The 22,024-nt window shown below is 66.9% G+C and carries 20 protein-coding genes; 12 read left to right on the forward strand and 8 right to left on the reverse strand.

Going from position 1 to position 22,024, the window contains the following annotated elements:
• Positions 1–135: 135 nt before the first annotated feature.
• Together ACFWF1_RS14505 and ACFWF1_RS14510 are read right to left on the reverse strand one after the other, a co-directional pair.
• A complete protein-coding gene (locus ACFWF1_RS14505) occupies positions 136–741 on the reverse strand; it encodes an NADPH-dependent F420 reductase (RefSeq protein WP_379288145.1) in 606 nt (201 codons plus the stop codon).
• 38 nt (positions 742–779) lie between these two features.
• Positions 780–1,592 (reverse strand): inositol monophosphatase family protein, encoded by an 813-nt coding sequence (locus ACFWF1_RS14510; RefSeq protein ID WP_379288143.1) that lies wholly within the window; start codon positions 1,590–1,592, stop codon positions 780–782.
• Positions 1,593–1,708: 116 nt separating this feature from the next.
• Here ACFWF1_RS14510 and ACFWF1_RS14515 point away from each other — a divergent pair, with 116 nt between their 5' ends.
• From ACFWF1_RS14515 to ACFWF1_RS14535, 5 genes are all read left to right on the forward strand, one after another.
• On the forward strand, positions 1,709–2,641 hold the full coding sequence (locus ACFWF1_RS14515; protein WP_379288141.1) for a LysR family transcriptional regulator: 933 nt from the start codon (positions 1,709–1,711) through the stop codon (positions 2,639–2,641).
• 120 nt (positions 2,642–2,761) lie between these two features.
• Entirely contained in the window at positions 2,762–4,369 is a 1,608-nt protein-coding gene (locus ACFWF1_RS14520) for an ABC transporter substrate-binding protein (protein WP_379288140.1), read from the forward strand.
• Positions 4,370–4,498: 129 nt separating this feature from the next.
• The gene (locus ACFWF1_RS14525; RefSeq protein ID WP_379288138.1) at positions 4,499–4,930 is read left to right on the forward strand and encodes an anti-sigma factor; all 432 of its coding nucleotides are present in this window, start codon (positions 4,499–4,501) and stop codon (positions 4,928–4,930) included.
• A complete protein-coding gene (locus ACFWF1_RS14530; protein ID WP_379288136.1) occupies positions 4,920–5,735 on the forward strand; it encodes an RNA polymerase sigma factor SigF in 816 nt (271 codons plus the stop codon). Before ACFWF1_RS14525 ends, ACFWF1_RS14530 begins: the two co-directional genes overlap by 11 nt.
• A gap of 87 nt (positions 5,736–5,822) precedes the next feature.
• Entirely contained in the window at positions 5,823–6,569 is a 747-nt protein-coding gene (locus tag ACFWF1_RS14535; RefSeq protein ID WP_357377746.1) for an NYN domain-containing protein, read from the forward strand.
• A gap of 6 nt (positions 6,570–6,575) precedes the next feature.
• Here the strand turns inward: ACFWF1_RS14535 and ACFWF1_RS14540 are convergent, their stop codons facing one another.
• On the reverse strand, positions 6,576–8,099 hold the full coding sequence (locus ACFWF1_RS14540; protein WP_379288134.1) for a multicopper oxidase family protein: 1,524 nt from the start codon (positions 8,097–8,099) through the stop codon (positions 6,576–6,578).
• Positions 8,100–8,303: 204 nt separating this feature from the next.
• On the opposite strand from ACFWF1_RS14540, the gene ACFWF1_RS14545 reads away from it, so the two are divergent.
• The 4 genes from ACFWF1_RS14545 to ACFWF1_RS14560 all read left to right on the forward strand — a co-directional run bounded on the left by ACFWF1_RS14545 (position 8,304) and on the right by ACFWF1_RS14560 (position 12,695).
• Positions 8,304–9,485, forward strand: a complete 1,182-nt coding sequence (locus ACFWF1_RS14545) for a sensor histidine kinase (protein ID WP_379288132.1) — start codon at positions 8,304–8,306, stop codon at positions 9,483–9,485.
• Entirely contained in the window at positions 9,482–10,117 is a 636-nt protein-coding gene (locus tag ACFWF1_RS14550; RefSeq protein WP_379288130.1) for a response regulator, read from the forward strand. The genes ACFWF1_RS14545 and ACFWF1_RS14550 overlap by 4 nt, the downstream gene beginning before the upstream one ends.
• Positions 10,118–10,202: 85 nt before the next feature.
• A complete protein-coding gene (locus ACFWF1_RS14555) occupies positions 10,203–10,670 on the forward strand; it encodes a helix-turn-helix domain-containing protein (protein ID WP_379288129.1) in 468 nt (155 codons plus the stop codon).
• Between the two features lie 258 nt (positions 10,671–10,928).
• A complete protein-coding gene (locus ACFWF1_RS14560) occupies positions 10,929–12,695 on the forward strand; it encodes a gamma-glutamyltransferase family protein (RefSeq protein WP_379288127.1) in 1,767 nt (588 codons plus the stop codon).
• Here ACFWF1_RS14560 and ACFWF1_RS14565 read toward each other — a convergent pair.
• The 3 genes from ACFWF1_RS14565 to ACFWF1_RS14575 form a co-directional block, all read right to left on the reverse strand.
• A complete protein-coding gene (locus tag ACFWF1_RS14565) occupies positions 12,677–13,555 on the reverse strand; it encodes a hypothetical protein (protein WP_379288126.1) in 879 nt (292 codons plus the stop codon). The genes ACFWF1_RS14560 and ACFWF1_RS14565 overlap by 19 nt on opposite strands.
• A 52-nt stretch (positions 13,556–13,607) precedes the next feature.
• A complete protein-coding gene (locus tag ACFWF1_RS14570; protein ID WP_379288124.1) occupies positions 13,608–16,307 on the reverse strand; it encodes a discoidin domain-containing protein in 2,700 nt (899 codons plus the stop codon).
• A 134-nt stretch (positions 16,308–16,441) separates the two neighbouring features.
• A complete protein-coding gene (locus ACFWF1_RS14575) occupies positions 16,442–17,389 on the reverse strand; it encodes an SMP-30/gluconolactonase/LRE family protein (protein WP_379288122.1) in 948 nt (315 codons plus the stop codon).
• A 246-nt stretch (positions 17,390–17,635) separates the two neighbouring features.
• On the opposite strand from ACFWF1_RS14575, the gene ACFWF1_RS14580 reads away from it, so the two are divergent.
• From ACFWF1_RS14580 to ACFWF1_RS14590, 3 genes are all read left to right on the forward strand, one after another.
• Positions 17,636–18,103 (forward strand): PaaI family thioesterase, encoded by a 468-nt coding sequence (locus ACFWF1_RS14580; protein WP_379288121.1) that lies wholly within the window; start codon positions 17,636–17,638, stop codon positions 18,101–18,103.
• 425 nt (positions 18,104–18,528) lie between these two features.
• Positions 18,529–18,855 carry a transglycosylase family protein gene (locus ACFWF1_RS14585; protein WP_379288120.1) on the forward strand — a complete coding sequence of 109 codons (327 nt, stop codon included), beginning with the start codon at positions 18,529–18,531 and terminating at the stop codon, positions 18,853–18,855.
• Between the two features lie 314 nt (positions 18,856–19,169).
• Positions 19,170–21,113 carry an MFS transporter gene (locus ACFWF1_RS14590; protein WP_379288118.1) on the forward strand — a complete coding sequence of 648 codons (1,944 nt, stop codon included), beginning with the start codon at positions 19,170–19,172 and terminating at the stop codon, positions 21,111–21,113.
• Between the two features lie 9 nt (positions 21,114–21,122).
• On the opposite strand, the gene ACFWF1_RS14595 is transcribed toward ACFWF1_RS14590, so the two are convergent.
• Both ACFWF1_RS14595 and ACFWF1_RS14600 read right to left on the reverse strand, forming a co-directional pair.
• The gene (locus tag ACFWF1_RS14595; protein ID WP_379288116.1) at positions 21,123–21,332 is read right to left on the reverse strand and encodes a molybdopterin-binding protein; all 210 of its coding nucleotides are present in this window, start codon (positions 21,330–21,332) and stop codon (positions 21,123–21,125) included.
• 53 nt (positions 21,333–21,385) lie between these two features.
• Positions 21,386–21,964 (reverse strand): pyridoxamine 5'-phosphate oxidase family protein, encoded by a 579-nt coding sequence (locus ACFWF1_RS14600; protein ID WP_379288114.1) that lies wholly within the window; start codon positions 21,962–21,964, stop codon positions 21,386–21,388.
• Positions 21,965–22,024 lie beyond the last annotated feature (60 nt).

Genomic DNA, 22,024 nt, shown 5'->3' on the forward strand with positions numbered 1-22,024 from the left:
GATACGTCCCCGTGAAGCCGGATCAGGCCACCTCCATTCTCACTCCGCGGCCCGCGTCGAGTGATCGATTCCGCGAATTCCGCGCAACGAAATCCGGCGAAATTGTTTGTCGGAAATCACCAGGGCACAGGGTATTCAGGCCGCGATGGTCAAGGCGAAAGGGACAAATCCCCGATTTCGAATCAGCGAAGGGACAAGCAGCATCAGGGCTTCCGTGCCGCGGGCCGTGGTTAGGTCGCCGAGGTCCTCGATCCACTCGGTGGGCCAGCCGAGGTCGGTGAGCAGCGTCTTGACCACTGCTTTCGCCGATGTGTCGGTGCCGGAGAGGAATACGGTGGGGGGCACGCGCAGGCTGTGCGGGTCGGTCATGACGGTGAAGAACATGGTGTTGAGTGTCTTCACGACTCGGGTTTCGGGCAGGGCTTCTTGCAGTCGTTCGGCGAGACTGTGCCCGGATCCGCTGGGACTGTGCGAGTTCGAGACATCGACGAGGATCTTGTCGGCCAATGCGGCGGACAGTGCGCCGAGTCGTTCGACCGCGCCGTCGCCCGGGGTGGCATTGATGACGATGTGTGCGCGTCGCGCCGCCGACTCGTAATCGGCGATGGTGACGGGGGCGCCGGTCCATTTCACCGCGTCGACATTTCTGGTACCGACGACGATGTCGTGTCCGGCGATGGCCAGCTTGTTCGCCAGCCCGGTCGCGACGCGTCCGGATCCCAGGATTCCGATGGTGCTCATGATGCGTTCCTCAGTGGTTGTGGGACAACGGGTTTCGGTCAACGGATGGTGGCGAGGACACGCTGCGCCGCCGCGTGCAGGCCGGGAGCCGCCGCGAGGAAGTCCGGGCTGCTCAGCTGCCACGGGTTGCCGCTGGTGTCGGTGACCGTGCCACCCGCCTCGGCCACCAGTAGCGCGCCGGGCAGCAGTCCCGAGCGGACGTCGCTGAACTGCCAGAACACGTCCGAGCGCCCGGCCGCGACCTGGATCAGCTGCAGCGTCGCCGGCACCGACACCTTGGTGACGAGGGCGGCGTCGAGCATGGCGGTGACCGATTCGCCGATGCGGCGGAAGGTGTTTCGGTCCTCGCCCGGCTTCGCCTGCCCGGTGCCGACGAGGGCGGCGTCGAGGTCCGTCTTGGCCGACGCGCGCAACGGGACGCCATTGCGGAAGGCGCCACCGCCCAGCACCGCGGTGTAGGTCTCGTCCACCAGCGGGAGGTGTACCGCGGTCAGCACCGGCCGGTTGTCCCGCACGAGGGTGGCGGTCACCGCCCAGTCGGTCATGCCGTGGATGTAGTTGATATTCCCCTCCACGGTGTCGGCTACCCACCATTCGCCCGCGGGCAAGTCGCCTGCCGCCAGTTCGTCGTCGATCCATCCGGAGCCCGGCCTGGCCGCCAGCAGGGGTTCGCGCAGGAATGGCAGCGATTCCGCGTCGGCGGCGTGGATCGCGGCGACTACGGCCGCGAGATCGTCCAGCTCGGTGCTCGGCACAAAGCGTTCGCGTAGGTGTGCCCCGGCAGCCTGCACCGCGGTAACCACCGCGCCGAGCAGTTCGCGGTCCGTCTCGGTATTCAGCAAGTTCGACATGGTGATCCTGTTCGAAAGAGAAATCGGGAGAAGTGTTTTCGTGAGTTGCTACTGCAACGCTAGGAGCCACGATCGTTGTCGTCAAATGCATTCCAGTAAGTTGTAGAATTACCCACATGCAATTGGATTTGAACCTGCTGACCGCGTTGGACGCCCTGCTCGAGGAGGGCAGCGTGGCCGGCGCGGCGGACCGGCTGCATCTCACCGCGCCGGCGGTGAGTCGGGCGCTCGGGCGGATCCGGCGGGTGATGGGCGACGAGATCCTGGTCCGCACCGGCCGGACGATGACGCCGACGCCGCGTGCCCTCGCGGTGCGCGAACAGGTCCACGCGCTGGTGCAGCAGGCGCAGCTGGTGCTGTCCACCGAACACGACCTCGACCTGGCGACGCTCGATCGCACGTTCACGCTGAAATGGCATGACGCCGTGGCCAATACGATCGGACCCGAGCTGCTCGCGGCGGTCCGCGCGCAAGCACCCGGCGTCCGGCTGCGCCTGCTGGCCGAGACGGACGCCGATACCGACGAACTGCGCCACGGTCATGTCGATCTCGAGATCGGGTCGAATCCGCCGGTGTCGGCAGACATTCGGCACGACGTCATGGCGCGCGACCGCCTCGTGGTCGCCGTGCCCGCCGACCATCCGGCGGGCACCTTCACCATCGAGAATTACGTTGCCGCGGAACACATCACGGTGTCCCGGCGCGGCCGCCTGCACGATCCGATCGACGATCTACTGCAGGCGCGCGGGCTGACCCGTCGCGTCGTCGCCACCGTGCCGACGGTCGCCGCCGCGCTGCGGTTCGTCCAGCGCGGCGCGCTGGTGGCCACCGTGCCGGAGCGGATGACCGGCGCGGTGGCGGCCGAACTCGGACTGCGGCTGGTGCCGCTCCCGCTGGCGCCGATATCGATTCCGGTGATCGCGGCCTGGCATCAGCGCTACGACGGCGACCGGGCCCACAGCTGGCTGCGCGAACAACTCCGTGCCGCCATCCACCAGGCCGTGGGCGCGCCGAACGCCGCCCAGAACGGCCGGGAGCTGCCGATCTGATGACAGCGCTCGGCGGAATCGCTACTGTCCGAGGACATTCAAGGCAGATCGTGTCGGCAAGCGCTGGTGGACCTCAGGCATGTCGCGGGTTCTGCCCCTTCTCTACCTGGGGAGAACGCAGTGAGATTCACAAGAGCTGGTGCGTTGACGGCGGCGGTGTTACTGGCCACAAGCCTGGGATTGGCCGCGTGCTCGTCGGATGACAGCACCGACGCGGGCATCGTCACGACCAATATCACCGAGCCGCAGAACCCGTTGCTGCCGGCCAACAGCAACGACAACAACGGCAGCCGCATCATCGACCGGCTTTTCGCCGGGCTGAAGTACTACGACGCCAACGGCGTGGCCCATGACGACATGGCGCAGTCGATCGACTCGACGGATCGGAAGAACTACAAGATCACCCTCAAGCCGGACTGGAAGTTCTCCGACGGCACCACGGTGACGGCGAAGTCGTATGTGGACGCCTGGAATTACGCCGCGCTCGGCAGCAACACGCAGCTGCAGGGCTACGTCTTCGCCAACATCGTCGGCTACGACGAGGTGGCGGCGGAAAAGCCGACGGCACAGACGATGTCGGGCCTGAAGGTCGTCGACGACCGTACCTTCACCATCGCACTGAAGAGCCCGTCGATCGACTTCGAACTCGCGCTCGGCTTCACCCCGTTCTATCCGCTGCCGGAGGCGGCGTTCAAGGACATCAAGGCGTTCGGCGAGAACCCGATCGGCAACGGCCCGTACAAGCTCGCGCGGACCGGCGCGTGGGAGCACAACGTCAAGGTCGATCTGGTGCCCAACCCGGACTACAAGGGCGCGCGCCCGGCCAAGAACAAGGGCCTGCGGTTCGTGATGTACCAGTCATACGACACCGCCTACGCGGACCTGACGGCAGGCAACCTCGACACGCTCGACACCATCCCGGACAGCGCGGTGGCGACGTTCGAGAAGGACCTCGGCGGTCGGGCGATCCGCAAGCCGACGGCGCAGAACCAGCACATCAGCAGCCAGACCAACATTCCGCACTTCGGGGGTGCAGAGGGCGTGCTGCGCCGCAAGGCGCTCTCGATGGCGATCAACCGAGACCAGATCTGCGAGAACATCTTCCACCGCACCAGGGTGCCGTCGCGCGACTTCACCGCGATCACGCTGCCCGGCTTCAACGGGAATCTGCCCGGTAGCGAGGTGCTGAAGTACAACCCGGACGAGGCCAAGAAGGTGTGGGCCCAGGCCAACGCCATCTCCCCGTGGTCGGGCCGCTACGAGATCGCCTACAACTCCGACGGCGGCCACCAGGCCTGGATCGAAGCGGTGGCCAACAGCATCAAGAACACCCTCGGCATCGAGGCCATCGGCGCGCCGTACCCGACGTTCAAGGACGTCCGGACCGCGATCACCGCGCGGACCATCGGCAAGGCGTTCCGCTACGGCTGGCAGGGCGACTACCCGACGATGCTGCAATTCCTCACCGCCGAGTACTACACCGGTGCGGGGACCAACAACGTCGACTACGCGAACCCCGAGTTCGACAAGCTCATCGATGCCGCGTTGGCCGCGCCGACGTACGACGATTCCTACAAGCTGGTCGCACAGGCGCAGAGCTTGCTGTTCCGCGATATGCCCGACATTCCGGTGCTCGATTTCATCGCTACCGCGGGCCTGGGGAAGCAGGTGAAGAAGGGCGAACTGACCTGGAACGGCCAGTTCGATTTCGAGAATATCGAGAAGTAACAGCCCGATGCGTCGCGCCGCCGGCAACGACGGCGCGACGGCTCGGGTGTGCCCGCTGCCGGGTTGGGTGCGATCCGGGTAGGCTGACCCGTCGATCGGACACGCGCAGGTAAATGAGGTGGTGGCGGAATGAGTGAACGGGTATCCGAATCCGTGACGGGGACAACCACGGTCGCCGTCACGGTGCCCGCGTCGCCGGAGCAGTTGACGATGCTGCGCGCGCTCGCCGAGACCGTGCTGCTGATCGCCGATTTCGGGCTCGACGAGGTGACCGATATCCGGCTCGCGCTCGACGAGATCGCGACCGTGCTGATGCAGGACGCGGCAGCGGGGTCGACGATCGATTGCACGTTCTCCTACCGCGAAGGTGTGCTCAACGCCAATATCCGCGCGGTGGGCAGGTCCGAAACCGAGGTCGGGACAGGCAGTTTCGGCTGGCACATCGTGCAGACCCTGACCGAATCGGTCACCGCGACCAGGGCGCCGTTCGATGCCGCCGTATCCGGCTACCCGACTGTCGTCGACTTCGTCTGGGCCCGGGGCGACGTCGATGAACAATGAGGCAACGGCGTCGGGCGTCGGCCATGAGCCGCGCCGGCGTGGTGGGGACAGCTATGACAATATCGAGCCGCTGTTCCATGAGCTGAGCGAGCTCGACGCCGACGATCCGCAGCGTGCGGTGGTACGCGAGGAGCTGATCAGTCGCTGCCTGCCGCTGGCCGAGCACATCGCCCGCAAGTTCACCGGGCGCGGCGAGAACTTCGACGACCTGTTGCAGATCGCCCGCGTCGGCATGGTGGCCGCGGTGGATCGTTTCGACGCCTCGCACGGTTCGCCGTTCCTGGCGTTCGCGGTGCCGACCATCATGGGTGAGGTGCGCAGGCACTTCCGCGACTACACCTGGTCGGTGCGAGTGCCGCGGCGGCTCAAGGAGATTCAGCAGACCATCGCGCCGGCCATCGAGACGCTGGCGCAGCGGCTCGGCCGGATGCCCAAGGCGCGCGAGATCGCCGAGGAACTCGGCGCCGACCTCGTCGAGGTCACCCAGGCGCTGATCGCCCGCAACGCCTACCAGACCTCCTCGATCGACGTGGGTCTGGACAGCGACGACGACAACGCGCCGCGCTCGCCGCTGGACACCCTCGGTGCCGAGGAGCCGGAATACCAGACCGTCGAGGACTATCTCGCGGTGAAACCGCTGATCGCGGCGCTGCCGGACCGCGAACGCCAGGTGCTGATCATGCGATTCTTCGAGTCCAAGACCCAGGATCAGATCGCCGCACAGCTGGGTGTGTCGCAGATGCAGGTCTCGCGCATCCTGTCCAAAACGCTGAGTACGTTGCGGGAACAGGCGCTGCGCGACTGACGCGGTCGGCTGCGGCGGTGTCAGGGCGTCGGGGCGGGCCCGGCGGGCTACCGTGGTCCGGTAGCCGACCGACGAATGGGGAATGCCTTGAGCAGCGACAACGCTACCCGGCTTGCGGTGCTGATCGACGCCGACAATGCCCAGCCCGGCATCGCCGACGGGCTGCTGGCCGAGGTGGCCAAGTACGGGACGGCACACGTCAAGCGGGCCTACGGCGACTGGACCAGCACGAACCTGAAGGGCTGGAAGGATCAGCTGCTCGCGCAGTCGATTCAGCCGATCCAGCAGTTCGGCTACACCACCGGCAAGAACGCCACCGACTCGGCGATGATCATCGACGCGATGGACCTGCTGTACACCGGCAATCTAGACGGCTTCGTAATCGTTTCCAGCGACAGCGATTTCACCCGCCTGGCCAGCCGCATTCGCGAATCCGGGCGCACCGTCTACGGATTCGGCCAGCACAAGACGCCGAAGCCGTTCGTCGCCGCCTGCGACAAGTTCATCTATACCGAAAACCTCACCGGCACAACGGAGGAGTCGCCGACACCGACGCGGCGGCCCGCCGCCAATCAGCTCAAGGGCGACGCGAAGCTGATGAATCTGCTCCGCAATGCCGTCGATGCCGCCTCGGACGATTCCGGCTGGGCCACGTTGTCCAGTGTCGGCTCGATCATCAACAAGCAGCGGCCCGACTTCGACCCGCGCACCTACGGATACAGCAAGCTCGGTGAACTCTTCGCCGCCACAACACTTTTCGACCTGGATACGCGTAGCCCCGGGGAAGGTAAGCAGGCCGTCACCTACGTTCGTGACGTTCGTAACCGCTCCTGACCCGGGTCAGCCGTGATGACCCGGTTTGCTCCCGGTCGTCCCGGAACCCATGCCCGGCATGTCCATACCGGGCATGTCCATTCGCATCGGCGCGGCCTGCTGGCCGGGGGCGAGCACCAGGAATTGACCCATCATGCCGTGGTCCTCGTGCAGCAATAGGTGGCAGTGGAACATGTAGGGATAGGCCGGGTCGCTGTGCTGCGCGAAACGCATGGCCAGCCGATAGGTGAATTGCGGCTCGGTGTAGAGGGTGTCCTTCCAGCCCGCCAAGGCGGGTGGTGGGGCTTGTCCATCGATGTCGACAACCTGGAACTGGACGTCGTGCACGTGGAAGTTGTGTGGCCAGTTGTCGTTGTTGCGCACCGACCACACCTGGGTGCTGTCGACGGGGATGGTCATATCGATCCGGTTCATGTCCATCCGGCGGCCGTTGATCATGAACCACTTCAATTCGAAGGTGTGATCCGGTGTGGTTCCTGGTGCTACGAGCGCGGGGATCGTGGTGAGCGAATCCGGCACTGGCGCAGACTTTGTGAGCTTTCCCGCGCGGAGCTGCAGGATGTCGAAGGTGTCGTCGAACCCGAAGGCGGCGGCCCGGTCGATGTCTCTGCGCTGTTCGATCGGCAATGAGCGCAACATGATTCGCTCGTCGCCGCGTAACTCGACCACGATCTCGACGCGTTCGCCTGGGCTCACCTGGATGTTGCGCAGGGTCGCCGGTGCCGTGAGCAGGCCGCCGTCGGTGCCGATCAGCTGGAAGGCGCGCTGGTCGTCGAAGGCCAGATTGTAGATCCGGCCCGACGATCCGTTGAGTACGCGCAGGCGAACCCGGTCGGTGCGAACGTCCAGATGCGCGCCCGCGATGCCGTTGACGACGATGGTGTCGCCGAGCAGGCCGACGTCGGTGGGATCGGATTCGTCCAGTGCGCCGGTCGATGTGAAGCGCCGATCCTGGATGACGAGCGGAATATCGTCGACCCCATACTCTTTCGGCAGATCCAGGGTGTCGGTGGTCTCGTCGTCGACGAAGAACAGCCCCGAAAGTCCGCGATAGACATGCTTTTCGGTGGCGCCGTGCGGGTGCGGGTGATACCAGAGCATCGCGGCCTGCTGATCGATGGTCCACGCCGGTTCCCAGGTGCCGCCGGCGGCGATCGTCTGGTGCGGGCCGCCGTCGCACCGGGCGGGCACGTGCATGCCGTGCCAGTGCACCGTGGTCGGCTCCGGCAGGGAATTACGGATGGTGAACGCCACCGACTCGTGGCGCTCGGCCCGCAGCGTCGGGCCGAGGATCGCGCCGTTGTAGCCCCAGGTCGGCGTGCGCTTGCCGGGCAGGATCTCCGACGTGCCCTGCTGGATGTCGAGGGTGAAGTGGCGGACGCCGTCGGCGCTCACCGACGACGCGGCGAGCGGGGGTATCGGGAGTGGCCTGGTCGCGGAACCGGGAATCGGCGCGCCGGATCGCGCCGCGCATCCGGCGGCGAGCGGCACTACGGCGAGTCCAGCGAGGAAGCCTCGTCTCGAGACCACGGTTTACTCCTTCGATCGGTGTCCCATCCAGCTTTGATTGCCGAGGGGTTGCAGGGATCGTTCGAGGAGTCGCCTTTTGTAGGCGTTCGCTCCGCCCGCGGACCCTTGTGGAAGCGGCCACGACGTGCTAACGGCACGCCGTCGTGCGGTGATGCACCCGGTGCCATCCGCGGCGGCCGATCCGCAGTCCCCTACCGTTGACGTGTGACGGAGATCCGGTTGCGGCGCGATGTGCGGCTGGTCGTGCGCTGCCTGCCGCAAGTGCTGGTTCCGGTGCTGTTGGTGGCGAGCACCTTCCCCGGCCAGTATCAGGTGCCATGGAGTTACTGGCTGCTTGCCATGTTCGCGTGCTGGTCGTTCCTGGTGGGGGATCGGTGGCCGCTGGCCGTCTCGATCACGCTCTCGGCCCTCGCCGTGGCGATGTTCCGCATGCACCCGTGGGGGTTGTCGGGACTGGTGCCGTTTCTCGGTGCGGTCGCGCTGGTCGAAGTGGCGATGCGCGCTCGGCAGAACTGGCGGGTGGCGGTCGCGGCGGCGTGCTGGGCGCTGGCCGTGCTGCTCGGCCAGTGGGGCAGCCACGAAGCCACCCTCTGGGGTGCGGCCCCCGTCATCGAGACGGGCACCTACGTCGGTGTGCCCCTGCTGCTCGGGCTGTACCTGCGCGGCCAACGCGACCTCGCCGCGAGCCTGCGCTTGCGCGCGGCCGACGCCGAAACCCGCAGAGCCGAAGCCGAATTGCGCACCAGGGCGGCCGAGCGCAGCGCCATGGCGCGAGAACTGCACGACTTGATCGCGCACCACATGGCCTCGATCGTGTTGCGCGTCGGCATCGCCCGGCACGTCGTCGCCGATCAGGATCCCCGGGTGAACGCGGTGCTCGACGACGTACGCGCGACCGCCGCCGACGCGCTCGCCGACATCCGCCGGTTGCTCGCCGCGCTGCGCGATCCCGCGCTCGGCGAGGTCGCGCTGGTGGACGCGGACGCCGTGCGGACCGAGCTCGCCGCGGCGGTGCGCCGAGTCGAGGTGGCCGGGTTCGTCGTCGAGTCCGATATCGCGCCGGAGCTGACCGGGCTCGACGCCATCGGCAGGCTCACCCTGTTGCGGCTCGTCCAGGAATCGCTCACCAACGTGATGAAGCACGCTTCGCCCGCCACTCCGGTTCTGGTCCGAGTGGTTCGCCGCGCCGAGGGGATCGCCGTCCACGTCCGCAGCGGTACCGCCGCCTCCGGCACGAACCCCGCCGGTCACGGCATCATCGGTATGCGGGAACGAGTCGAGCTCGCGGGCGGTACGTTCGCTGTCGGAGCGACCGCACAGGGATGGGAAGTCGACGCCTGGCTCCCTGGCGTCGAGGCTTCGACCAGAGCGGAGGCCGCGCGATGATCACCGTGCTACTGGTCGACGATCAACGCCTGGTCCGCGCCGGCCTGCGCATGCTCATCGAATCCACCCCCGATTTCGCGGTCGTCGGCGAGGCCGCCAACGGCATCGAAGCCATCCGCCTGAACGCGGAACTGTCCCCCGACCTGATCCTGATGGACCTGCGTATGCCCGGCCTGGACGGCGTCGCCGCCACCGAACAGATCGTCGCGGCCCGCCCCGAGGCGAAAGTCCTGGTACTCACCACCTTCGACGACGACGATCACCTCTTTCCTGCCCTGGCCGCAGGCGCCACCGGCTACCTCGTCAAGGACACCGCCCCCACCGACCTGCTCACCGCGATCCGCCGCACCGCCGACGGCGACATCCTCTTCTCCCCACCCCTGATGCGCCGCCTGGTCGCCCGCGCCACCGAAACCCGCCCCACCCCCAAACCCCAACCCGCACAACCACCCCTGACTCCCCGCGAACGCGAAGTCCTCACCCTCATCGCCGAAGGCCTCAGCAACCAAGAAATAGCCACCCACCTCCACCTCGGCCTAACCACCATCAAAACCCACGTAGCCAACCTGATGGACAAAACCGCCTGCGACAACCGAGTCCGCCTAGCCGTCTACGCCCACAAACTCACCTGACCCGCGCGAGGTCTTCCGGTTGCACTTATAAGTGCAAAGAGCTACGTTGGACTGACTACATATTGCAGGAAAGGAGCACGAGCCGATGGGCGAGACGATCATTCGCGACGACAGGGCAGTCCTGTCGATTACCTCCAGTGAAGTCGAGCAGGCTCGTGTGTTCAAGGCCCGCGTCGACCAGGTTCAACATGCGGACGCGGACGCGGCTGGCGTGCTGATCGGGCTCCGCGGCGGCGACACCGTGGAGATGCCTGCCGAACTGTCCTCGCTCATCGGTCAGGTCCTCGACCTGGTCAGCCGTGGCTGCACAGTCACCGTGGCCAGCGTGCCCAACGAACTGACCACGACGACCGCCGCGAAGATTCTCGGTATGTCCCGCCCCACCTTGATGAAGCTGGTCAAGGAGGGCGCGATCCCTGCGCATAAGGTCCGATCCCACACCAGGCTGCTCAGCAAAGACGTTTTCGCATTCAAGGAGCAGCAAAGCGCAGAGCAACGCCACGCCTTCGACGAACTCCGTCAACTCGAAGACGACTTGGGCCTGGTCGAATGACCAATTTGCCTGCATAGCAGCGTGTCGCTACCTGAGATGTTGAAGAAGGCCGGTGCACCGTTGTTTGCCGAGCGGGTTCGGCAACACCTCAACGCAGTCGACCTCACGGCACTTCTGAGCGCGCCCACATCGTCGTAGGCCACACGCTGCTAGAGGGCGCGCCGTTGGGGACGGGTGCAGGGGGTATGGCTCTGGGGTCGGTAGTTTTTCAGCGGGATTCGCGCTGTCCGGGTGCGGAGTGAGATCGGAGGGGTTGGGATGTTCACCACCAGGCCGACATTGCGGGGGACGTTCGGGATGGTGTCGGCTACGCATTGGCTGGCGTCGCAGTCGGCGATGGCGGTGCTGGAGGGGGGTGGGAATGCGTTCGATGCGGCGGTTGCCGCTGGGTTCGTGTTGCATGTGGTGGAGCCGCATTTGAATGGGCCGGCCGGGGAGGTGCCGATGATGGTGGCTCCGGTGGGGGAGTCGGTGCGGGTGTTGTGTGGGCAGGGGCCGGCGCCTGCGGGTGCGAGCGCGGCGCATTATCGTGGGCTCGGGCTCGACTTCGTGCCCGGTACCGGGCCGTTGGCGGCGGGGGTGCCCGGTGCGTTCGATGCCTGGATGGTGTTGTTGCGTGATTACGGCACACGGTCTTTGGCTGATCTGCTGCGTTATGCCATCGGGTATGCGGAGGACGGGCATCCGCCCGTGCCGCAGTTTCAGCAGCAGGTGGAGAAGGTTCGCGAATTGTTCGCGACCGAATGGACCTCCTCGGCGGAGGTCTATTTGCGGGACGGTGTGGCGCCGAAACTCGGTGAGCTGTTTCGCAATCCGGCGCTCGGCCGGACCTGGCGGCGGTTGATCGATCAGGCCGTCGCCGAAGGTGGCGGTGACCGGGTCGCCGAAATCGAAGCGGCGCGGCGGATCTGGCGCACTGGGTTCATCGCCGAGGCGATCGTGCGGCAGTCGGCGCGACCCACCCTCGATACCAGCGGCGAGCGGCACGTCGGCACGCTGACGGCGGCGGATCTGGCCGACTGGTCGGCGACTTACGAATCGCCGACGACCTACGACTGGCAGGGGTGGACGCTCTGCAAGGTCGGGCCGTGGAGTCAGGGGCCTGCTTTCCTGCAGCAGCTGGCTTTGCTGCCCGAGGAACTGCCCACGTATGGCTCCGCCGAGTACGTCCATCTGCTCATCGAGGGCTGCAAGCTGGCGATGGCCGACCGCGAGGCGTGGTACGGCGACGTGCCCGATGTGCCGGTGCCCGCGCTGCTTTCGGCGTCATACAACGCACAGCGGCGAAAGTTGATCGAAGCGAAGGCATCCTACGAGCTGCGCCCCGGCAGCCCGGATGGGCGTACACCGCTGCTCAGCTCGCATATCGGTGGCTCGGCGCCGGTGCCGGACGCGATCGGCGCGGGTGAACCAGCCCTCGCCGGCACCGGTGAAGTACGCGGCGACACTTGCCATTTCGACATCGTCGACCAGTGGGGCAACATGATCTCGGCGACCCCGAGCGGCGGCTGGCTGCAATCGAACCCCGTCATCCCCGAGCTCGGTTTCCCGCTCGGCACCCGCCTGCAGATGGCCTGGCTGGACGAGGGCTTGCCGAATACCCTTGTCCCGGGCCATCGCCCGCGCTCCACCTTGACTCCCACACTGGCGCTGCGCGACGGCGTGCCGGTGCTGGCTTTCGGCACCCCCGGCGGCGATCAGCAGGACCAGTGGCAGGTGCACTTCTTCCTGTCCGTCGCCTACGGCGGCCTCGACCTGCAGGCCGCGATCGACGCACCCAACTGGCACAACTCGTCGTTCCCCAACTCCTTCTACCCGCGTGACATGGAGCCCGGCCGGGTCGTCGTCGAGTCCGGGATGGACGAGTCGGTCATCGAAGACCTGCGCCACCGCGGCCACGACGTCACGGTCGGCGGACCATGGTCGGAGGGTCGCCTGTGCGCCGTCGCGCGTGACCCGGAGTCGGGGATGCTGTCCGCGGCGGCGAACCCGCGCGGCATGCAGGGTTACGCCGTCGGCCGTTGAACCCGGTCCGCGCGCTTGGCTCGAATCCGCCGGTCGCCACGAGTGCGGGTGGCGGCCGCGACGACACGGGTGAGCGCGTCGGTCTCGAGTTGTGTCGGGTCGACACTCGGTCCGCCATAACGGAACAGGTCGCCCTCGACGAGCGCCGCCAGTCGTGGCTCGCCGAGACTGTTCGCGGCGAACGTGTAGATCGGGACGCGTTTCGGCAGGATCAGACCGAAGTCGATGGCACGTGCCGCGCGGCCCTCGTCCGCGAGCAACTGGTGAATCGAGTAGTCGTGCAACGGGTATTCCCGCGGGAAGACATTGCGCAGGTCCAGGAACAGTCCGACCGAGCTGCTGCGCGGATCGGCGACGCGGGGTCCGAGCCGGGCGAAGCGGCCGAGAGCCAGGGCTGGGTACTCGATCAGGGCGTGCGTGAACAGCACCCGAGCGAGCGTCACGTTGATCATGAGTTGCTCGACATCGAGTTCGGCCTCGGCCAGCTGCTGGTTCTCCAGGTAGCCGGAGACGATGCTGAGGTTGTGCGCCCGATACCAGGTGACCGGCGACGGCGCGGCGAGAAACCGCTGCCACAGTCGCGCGCCGGGCGTCGACGCGGGACCGCTGTCGCCGAGCAGGGTGGCTTCCAGTTGATCGTGCAGGAGACGATCGTTGACCGCACGCCACCACGGACTACCCGAAACCGGGTGCAGGACGCCGCGGGTCAGTTCCCAGCGCAGGAAGGTCAGTTCGGCGCGCGCGTAGGCGCTCAACCGCGCCGGATAGCAGCTGGCCGCCAGCGCCAACCGCTGCTCGGGGTCCGCGTGCGCGGCGGCGACCTGTTGCGCGGCAAGCTCGCTGGCACGATCGGGGTTCATCGTCGCTCACTGTACCGAGACTCCGCGGACTCGGCTCGACACGAAGCGAGGCCTACTTCGGTGGGGCGGTGACCTCTAGCTCGCGCAGACCCGGATGGACAGTCGGGTCCGCCGCCGCGATGTCCAGCCGGACGTAGCGGGCGGAGATCGGGCTCGCGAGGGTCCCGGTTGCCGGGTCGACGGTGACTGCCGTCCAGGCCTTGTTGTCGGGGGACACCGAGACAGTGGGTGCCGTCGGCGCCGGATCCGACCAGTGCGGAAGTATCCGTCCGACAGGGGTTTCCGTGCCGAGATCGACGGTGAGCGTGCCGCGATCGGCGTCGGGCGCCCAACCGGTGGCGATGCTGCCGTCGACCGCGGCCTCGGCGTACCGGCCCGGTTCGGCCGAACTCGCGGACACGGACTTGCAGCGCGCGAGGTTGTCGGTAGGTGCCAGGTCAGGACGGCGGGTCTTGACGCTCAGCGGGTGGTCGCGGCTGACCAGCTGCGTGCCGGTCGCGGTCCGGACCTGCATCGCCGCACCGTCATTCAGCGTGATCTTCGTGTCGTCGGGACCGATTTCCGCGTCGAAAGTCCGTCCCTGCCAATGCATGCCGCGAATATGCAGTCCCGCACCGAGTTCCGGCGGCAGCGTCGGATCGATGCGAACCTCGTCGGCCCGCAAGCGCAACCCGAGCAGACCATTGGTGAACGTCTGCAGGAATCCGCCTGCGGCGGTGACGAAGGTGAACGCGGGCGCACCCGCGAGTGCGTCCTTGACGCCCGCCTTGTTGCCGCGCGCCTCCGCGAACTGCCCGAACGGCGCGCGTTCGAACGGCCGAACCGCGCGTTCGAGGTAGGTGTCCGTCGCGCAGCCCGGCGTGCCGATCGCCGCGGCGTCGATGGCGTGCACCGAGTCGGTCATCGCCGGACCGTCGGGATCGGTGCGCTCGGCATAGTATTCGAGGGTGTTGGCCGAAACATCCTGCGACATAGGCCATTCCAGCGGATAGAGCAGCAGCACGGTATCGGCTTGTTTGATGGGCGTCCCGGGATAGCCGTCATATTGGGCGAATATCTGTCGTGCCGGATCGAAGGGCATACGCAGGTGGTCGGCGATCGTGGTCCACTCGGGCGGGACTGGCTGGCCGAGGATTTCGGCGGCCCGGGCCGCATCGCGCAGTGCCAGTGCGGCAACCGCGTTGGTGTAGACCCCGTCGTTGACGCCGTTGCTGTATTCATCAGGGCCCGCGACATTGTCGATCGAGTAGCTGCCGTCAGCATTCGGCGTCACCCGCGAGGCCCAGAATTCGGCCAGGTTCCGCATGATCGGCCAACCACGGCCACGCAGGTAATCGGTGTCGCCGGTCGCCAGGTAGTACTGCCAGGCCGCGAGCGAGATATCGCCCTGCAGATGGATCTGGGTCAGGCAGTGCGGCGGATCCCAGCTGTGGCATTCCGCGAGCGCACCCCGGCTCTCGCTGGTCCAGGGATAGAAGGCGCCGCGGTAGCCGAGCTGCTCGGCGTTCGCCCGCGCGGCGGGCAAGGTCTTGAACCGGTAGTCCACCACGGATCGGGCGAGATCCGGCGCCAACTGGAGCAGACCCGGGAACATCCAGATGTCGGCGTCCCAGAACACCGCCCCCGCATAGTTGTCGCTGCTGAGCCCGACGGGCGAAATGCTGTTGTCCTGTTGGGAATTCGTGCTCGAGTACAGCGAGTAGAGCGCGCCGCGCGCCCACGTCTGCAGGTCGGACCCGCCCGGTATCTCGATGTCACCGCGCCACAGTGCACGCCACTGCGCCGCCGTGCCCGCCAGCAGTTCCGGCCAGCCCTGCCGCGCCGCCCGCTGCGCCGCGTCCTGAGCCGCGGCGACGGGATCCCGCGCGGTGAGCGCGGTGTCGACGCCGACGAATTTGGTTACCTCGTAAGTCCTTCCGTCTCGCACGGTGAGCCGGTTCTGCTGACTGACAGTCAGATCGCGCGCCGGAGCAGGTTGCTGCGCGGCTCCGGTGCTCAACACGGACGCGACCGCACCGACGACTCCGGTGCCCTCGGTGCGGAAGCCGACCCGGATAGCGCCGTCGCCCGCGCCGCCCTCGGTCTGCGTCATCCGGCGGGCGCCCGCGCCGTCGAGCAGATCGGTCACCGTGATCGCACCGGACCAGTGCGGGACGAGCGTGAGATGCACCGCGCCCACATGCTGATCGACTCGATCCGTGACGACGTCGTACACCAGATCGGTGGCCTTGCCGTCCCGGCTGGTCCAGGTCAGCGCCGTGCGCACCAATCCGCAGCGCAGATAACCGGTTTGCGAGAAGTTCGTGATCTGGGCGGCCGGTGTGCTCGCGGAGTACGTGTCGTCGCCGACGCCGACAGTGAGCGCGGACCAGTTCGGCAGCGCCGCCGCGACCTCACGATCGTCGGCCAGCCCCGGCGTGTGCCCGTACAGACCGGCCACGAAAGCGCCGTCGTACCGGGGCGTGTACAGCGGCCAGCCACTCATCTCACCGGTCGACACGTATCCCGTGCCGCGCGGCGGCACCCGCAGCCCGAGATAGCCGTTGCCGACGAACGGATGCTGCTCGAACCCGGCGGCCACATCGGTATTCGTCGACGTCCATCCCGGCGCGGAGGAGGCCTCGTCACCTGGGCAAATCGGCGCGGCCTCGTCCCGTGCGGCGTTCCGGACAGCGACCAGGATCCCGCCGGCCACCAGCGCGATCGCCACGATCAATGCGGTGCCGATCAGGATCTTGGTGCGAGAACGCAATCCGTACCTCCACGTGCCGCATGGACGATGTCGTGCTCGGCTACCCGGCCCGAGTTCCATGCGACCCGGAACAGCCCTGCACCAGCCATCCTATGATCGGCTGGGCGGCCGCCGAAGAGCGGTAGGTCTCGGCGTCAGGGGGTCGCGGTGCGGGCGTTCGGGTCGAAGCCACCGGGGATTTCGTAGATCACGCCGGTGAAGGTGGCACCGAACAGGCGGCCCGCCGAGAAGCCGGTCGGGCCGCGGCCGTAGGTGAGGACACTGGTCAGTGGGTTACCGCCGCCGAGGACGCAGTACTGGTTCGGGGCATCGATCCGGATGACCTGGCCCGCCGTATTGAGGGGGACCACCGGGCGATCCAGCGAGTCCAGGGTCAGGCCGTCAGGCGCGGCGAGCGCGTCGCCGCCGCCGAGATCGAGCAGTGACTGGGGTGCGCCGGGGTTGGCGGTGGGGATCCGGCTCACTCCGGGGTTGGCGAATGTCCTACTGACGTAAAGGTATTCGTCGTCCTTGCCGAGGACAGCGCCATTCGCACTCGGGAACGACGTCCAATCGGCCTGCACCGCCCCGTTCGGATAGACGCGGCCGACGAGATTGCCGAAATCGTTGGTGGCATAGACGGTTCCGTCCTGCGCGACGTCCATGCCGTTCGCGGCGCTGAGTCCCGCGGCGAAGGGACGGACCGCGCCGGTGTCCGGATCGAGTTCGATGATTCCGGCATGGCGCAGGGTGTCGCCGACGAAGGACCGTGCGTCCGCGCCGTAGCCGACCAGCAGTTTGTCGTCCGGTGTCCAGGCGAGCGCGCCGCCACCGCCGCTGGGCACGGTCGCGATGGGGACCGGGGCCGCGCCCGGTGCGTCGATTCGATACACCCGACCGGTCGCCAGGTCAGTTGTATAGGCCCGCCCGCGTGCGTCGACGGTCAATCCCTCCAGTGCGCCGGGCAGTGCCGCGGCCACTACCGTCGGCTGGCCCGCCCCGCCGCACACCGGAGCGGCGCTCGCCGCAGGCGCGGCAACCGCCGACAACGCGGCGAACGTCAGCGCCGTCACGGCGACCGTTGCCTTGTCCATGCTGGTCATTGCACACCTCGGCTGTCTGGTGATGGGTGCGATTCGCCGCGACGGGGCACGAATCGCCGAATGGGCCTGGCGAACCCAGTGCAGTATGCGCCCGTGGCGCGCGAGATTCACGTAACGCCGGTGATCCTGGCGTGGCATCCGCGAGACGGTCAGCGCCGCACCGGGTTTGCCATCGGGCGGGCTACGCTTCGGTGCGGCGGCCGAGACGAGGTGCTGGTCGCCTCCGGCGCGAAGGGATGATGTGGGATGAGTGACGAGGTGGAGACGCCGCCGTTCGCGGAGATCGTCAACGGAGCACTGGAATTCACCATTCCGGTCGCGCACCGGATGGGGGTGACCGCGGTCGAGGTGCGGCCGGGGTTCGCGGCGACGACCGTGCCGATCGAGGGCAATGGCAACCACTTCGGCACGATGTACGCGGGAGTGCTGTTCACCGTGGCGGAGATCCTCGGCGGCGCGATCGCGATTGCCACTTTCGACAACTCCGCGTTCTATCCGCTGGTCAAGGATCTGCACGTGTTCTTCCGCAAGCCCGCGAAAACCGATGTGCGCGCGGAAGCGAGTTTGCCCGCGGACGAGATCGCCAGGATCGCCGAAGAGGCTGCCGCGAACGGGAAGTCGAACTTCACCTTGCGCGCCGTTGTCACCGATGCCGACGGCGTGCTTGTCGCGGAGACCGAGGGGCTTTATCAACTGCGGGCGCACGGCAAGTAGGAGATTGCCGCGGCTCCGTTCATCGCACACGTCGCACGGGTATTCGAGGCGTGCACAGCGAAGTTTTCATCTTGTCCCGCTGAGTGGGACGCTCGACGTTCTTCGTGCGACCGAAGACACAATTTATGAGTGATCTCGGGCACATAACGTAACAATTGACTTTTGCTTCAGCGATTCCTTTTGCCTGCTCGCGACCCTTAAGCAAGTTAACCCTCGACTTACGGTCTAGAGAGTTTCGACGTGATCGAAACGTGATTCGCAGCGACTTCTTCGCTACCGTCGCCGGAGCCCGATCGATGACGGGCTCGAACTCGAACCGCTGAATGCCGGTAACCCTGCCCCGCGGTTCGAGGGTCCCCGACACACCTGGGGGCAGGGACACGGTGAGCACGTGCCGTGCCGGTGGGCGCAGGCAGGAATCCTCCATGTCGCATAACCGCAAGTTCACCCGCGTCCTCGGCGTCACCGCCGCACTGGGCGCCCTCGTGGCCGTCCCGTTCGGCCTGTCCACCGCCACCGCGTCGGCCCACGACTGGGACGCCGTCGCACAGTGCGAGAGCGGCGGCAACTGGGGCACCGAGACCGGCAACGGCTTCTCCGGCGGTCTGCAGTTCACCCAGAGCACCTGGTCCGCCAACGGCGGCGTCGGCAACCCGAGCAACGCCAGCCGGGCCGAGCAGATCCGCGTCGCGGAGAACGTGCTCGCCACCCAGGGGCCCGGTGCGTGGCCCGTCTGCGGCGCCTACCTCTAAAGCTTGACCGGCTCCTATCGTGAAACGCGGTAGGAGCCGGGCTATTTCGGGGCGACCGAATGTCCGGCGAAATTGCCTGACTTCGTCAGGTTCTTTTTCGAGTTGAAATACTTTTCGCAATTCCAAATCCGGGCGCGTCGAGTTAGTGCCCAGGTATTTCATCCCACGAATTAGAACTAGAACACGTTTCGGTCTCGTGTCGCGAAATGCCTGCGGGCCGTGGTGTCAATCACTAGCCTGTTGCCACCCGGTTCCTTCGTGCCGGCTCGAGGGAGAGCCGGACGAGATGCCGTGGCTAGAAAGGCATCTCGACCATGAGTTCGACCCAGACCGCCGCACCGCCCACCATTCTCACCGGGCTGTGGCAGCGCAAGCTACCGCACTATCCCGATACGCCCGCCCGCTCCTGGTATCTGACCGTTGTAGTCATCGCGTCGATCGGGCTCTACTACCAGTTGTTCGTCACCGGCGCGGTGGGCAATGAGCTGATCGCCTATTTCCACCTGTCGTTCGCCTACTTCGTCTGGATCTTCATCATCGGCGCCGCGTTCGGCGCGGCCGCCTCGGTGCTGGCCGGCCTGCTCGACCGGTGGGGCCGGGCGAACATCGTCGCCTACGGCGTGGTGATCTGCTCGCTGCTGACGCTGTTCGCGGTGCCCGCGACCACCACGAAGGAGCAGTACCTCTTCGTCTACGTCGTGGTGAGCATCGTCGAGGGCGCGGTGCTGGTGGCCACGCCCGCGCTGATCCGCGACTTCTCGCCGCAACTCGGCCGGGCCTCCGCGATGGGCTTCTGGACCCTCGGCCCGGTGATCGGCGCCCTGGTCACCACCCAGATCTCCACCCGGTCGCTGGACGCGCACCCGGACTGGCAGTACCACTATCGGCTGTGCGGTGTGATCTGCCTCGTCATCGCGGTGATCGCGGTGATCGGTCTGCGTGAGCTCAGCCCGCGGTTGCGCGACCAGATCATGGTGTCGTTGCGCGATCGGGCGCTGATCGAGGCACGGGCCCGCGGACTCGACGTCGGGAAGCTGGAGCAGGGGCAGTGGCGCCAGATGCTGCGCCCCAACATCATCGGTTCGGCGTTGGCGATCAGCCTGTTCCTGGCCTTCTTCTACACGATCGTGTCCTTCCTGCCCGTCTATATGGCGACCAACTTCGGCTTCAGCCCGGCCAAGGCCAACGCGCTCGGCAACTGGTACTGGACCGCCAACGCGGTCGCGCTGGTGCTGGCCGGGATCGCCTCGGACTACCTCAAGGTGCGCAAGCCGTTCATGATCGTCGGGGCGGTGATCAGCGTCGTCGGCATGTATCTGTTCATCGGATACACCGACAAACCGGACACCGGCTACTACACCTTCGCCTGGGTGTTCGTGATCATCGCCGTCGGCACCGGCATCGCCTACTCGACCTGGATGGCGAGCTTCACCGAGACCGTCGAGGAGCGCAATCCGGCGGCGACCGCGGTGGGTCTCGCGGTCTGGGGCGGCACGCTGCGCAGCGTCGTCACGGTTGTGCTGTTCGGCCTGCTGGTCGTGGTGAACGCGGCCGGCCCGCTGGTCAATTACGGTCCGCGGCTGCAGGAGATTCAGGCGAAGTACGGCCCGCAGCTGGCGACCATCCAACAGGTCGGGCCGGAAACCCTTGCGGCGCTCAGTAAGAACCCGAACGACCAGGTCGCTCAGGTGACGGCGCTGACCAAGCTGACCGGCGCGTCAGCCGCCGACATCCAGACGGCGTTCGGGCTCACCGCCCGATACTCGGAGGAACTCGCGACACTGCAGGCCATCGAACCGGCCACGCAGGCGGCGCTCGCCGCGAATCCGAGTGACGGGAACGCCGGCCTCGCGGCGGTGGGGCAGGTCGCCAAGAAGTTCGGCATCCCGGTCGATCAGGCGATCGCGCGGCTGACCGCCGTGCAGCAGATCCCGCCCGCCGACCTCGCCGTTCTCGGCACCGTCGGCCCGAAGCTCGCGCAAGCGGGCGCGCAACTCCAGTCGGTCGGCACCATCCCCGCCGACGACCAGGCCTACCTCGCCACGCACGCGACCGAGGTGCAGCAGGCCAAGACCGATTCGCCGCATCAGTGGGCACGCTGGTGGTGGATCTGCCTGATCGCCCAGATCGTGTTCCTGCCGTTCGTCTTCCTGATGGCAGGGCACTGGAGCCCGAAGAAGGCCGCGGCCGAGGCGGCGGCGCACGACCGGCTGGTGCAGCAGGAACTGGCGGAGTTGACGCCGATACCCGCCAGGTAACCGGCGGGGCTACTCGACGCCGAGGGTGACCTCGGTGGCCTTGATCAGCACCTTGACCTGGACGCCGTCGGCGAGTTGGAGGTCGTCGACGGCGTCGCGGGTGATCGAGGAGGTGATCTCGTCACCGCCCGCGAGGCGGACCCGGACCACCGCCATGGCCTCGCCGCGGGTGACCGAGATGACGGTGCCGTCCATCTGATTGCGGGTGCTCAGTCGCATGTCGGCGAGCATACGCAGACCGGTGCCGACGAGGCGGGATCTGCGAACGGTGTCTAGCGGGGAATGGCCGAGGGCAGCGGGTGGTCCGGCTCGAGCGCGGGCAGGCCGTCGAGGCTGATCGAGTTGTCGCCCGCGATGCGGCGCGCGAAATCCTCGTCGGTGCGGCGGTTGTGCAGCGCGTCGAGCACCGGGCGTTCGTCGACGAGTTCGTAGTAGGGGACCGAGTAGCCGCAGGAGTCGGCGATGCGCTCGACGCTGATCACGATGGCGGCGCGCAGGCCGGGGTGTTGCAGGCCGAAATGCGGTCGCAGGGTATCGAATTCGGCGGAATCGGGGCGCACCACCCGGCCGGTGCCGAAGAGCCGCAGGATCTTCGAGGTGCGGTCGAACGAGCAGAACATGACGGTGATGCGGCCGTTTTCGCGCAGATGCGCGATGGTCTCCGAGCCGCTGCCGAAGAGGTCGAGGTAGGCGACGGTGTGATCGTCGAGGACGGCGAAGGTGTCGCGATAACCCTTGGGAGACAGGTTGACCAGTCCGCCGTCGACCGGTGCGGTCGCTACGAAGAACATCGACTGCTCGCCGATGAACTTGCGTAGCGCGTCATCGAGATGCGAGAAGACCTTCGCCATCGGGGCCCCTTCCCTAGTCGTCCCATGAACAGGACTCGAGTTTCGAGCGTAACTCCGGGG

Source organism: Nocardia sp. NPDC060255 (assembly GCF_042727395.1).
Classification (GTDB): Bacteria; Actinomycetota; Actinomycetes; order Mycobacteriales; family Mycobacteriaceae; genus Nocardia.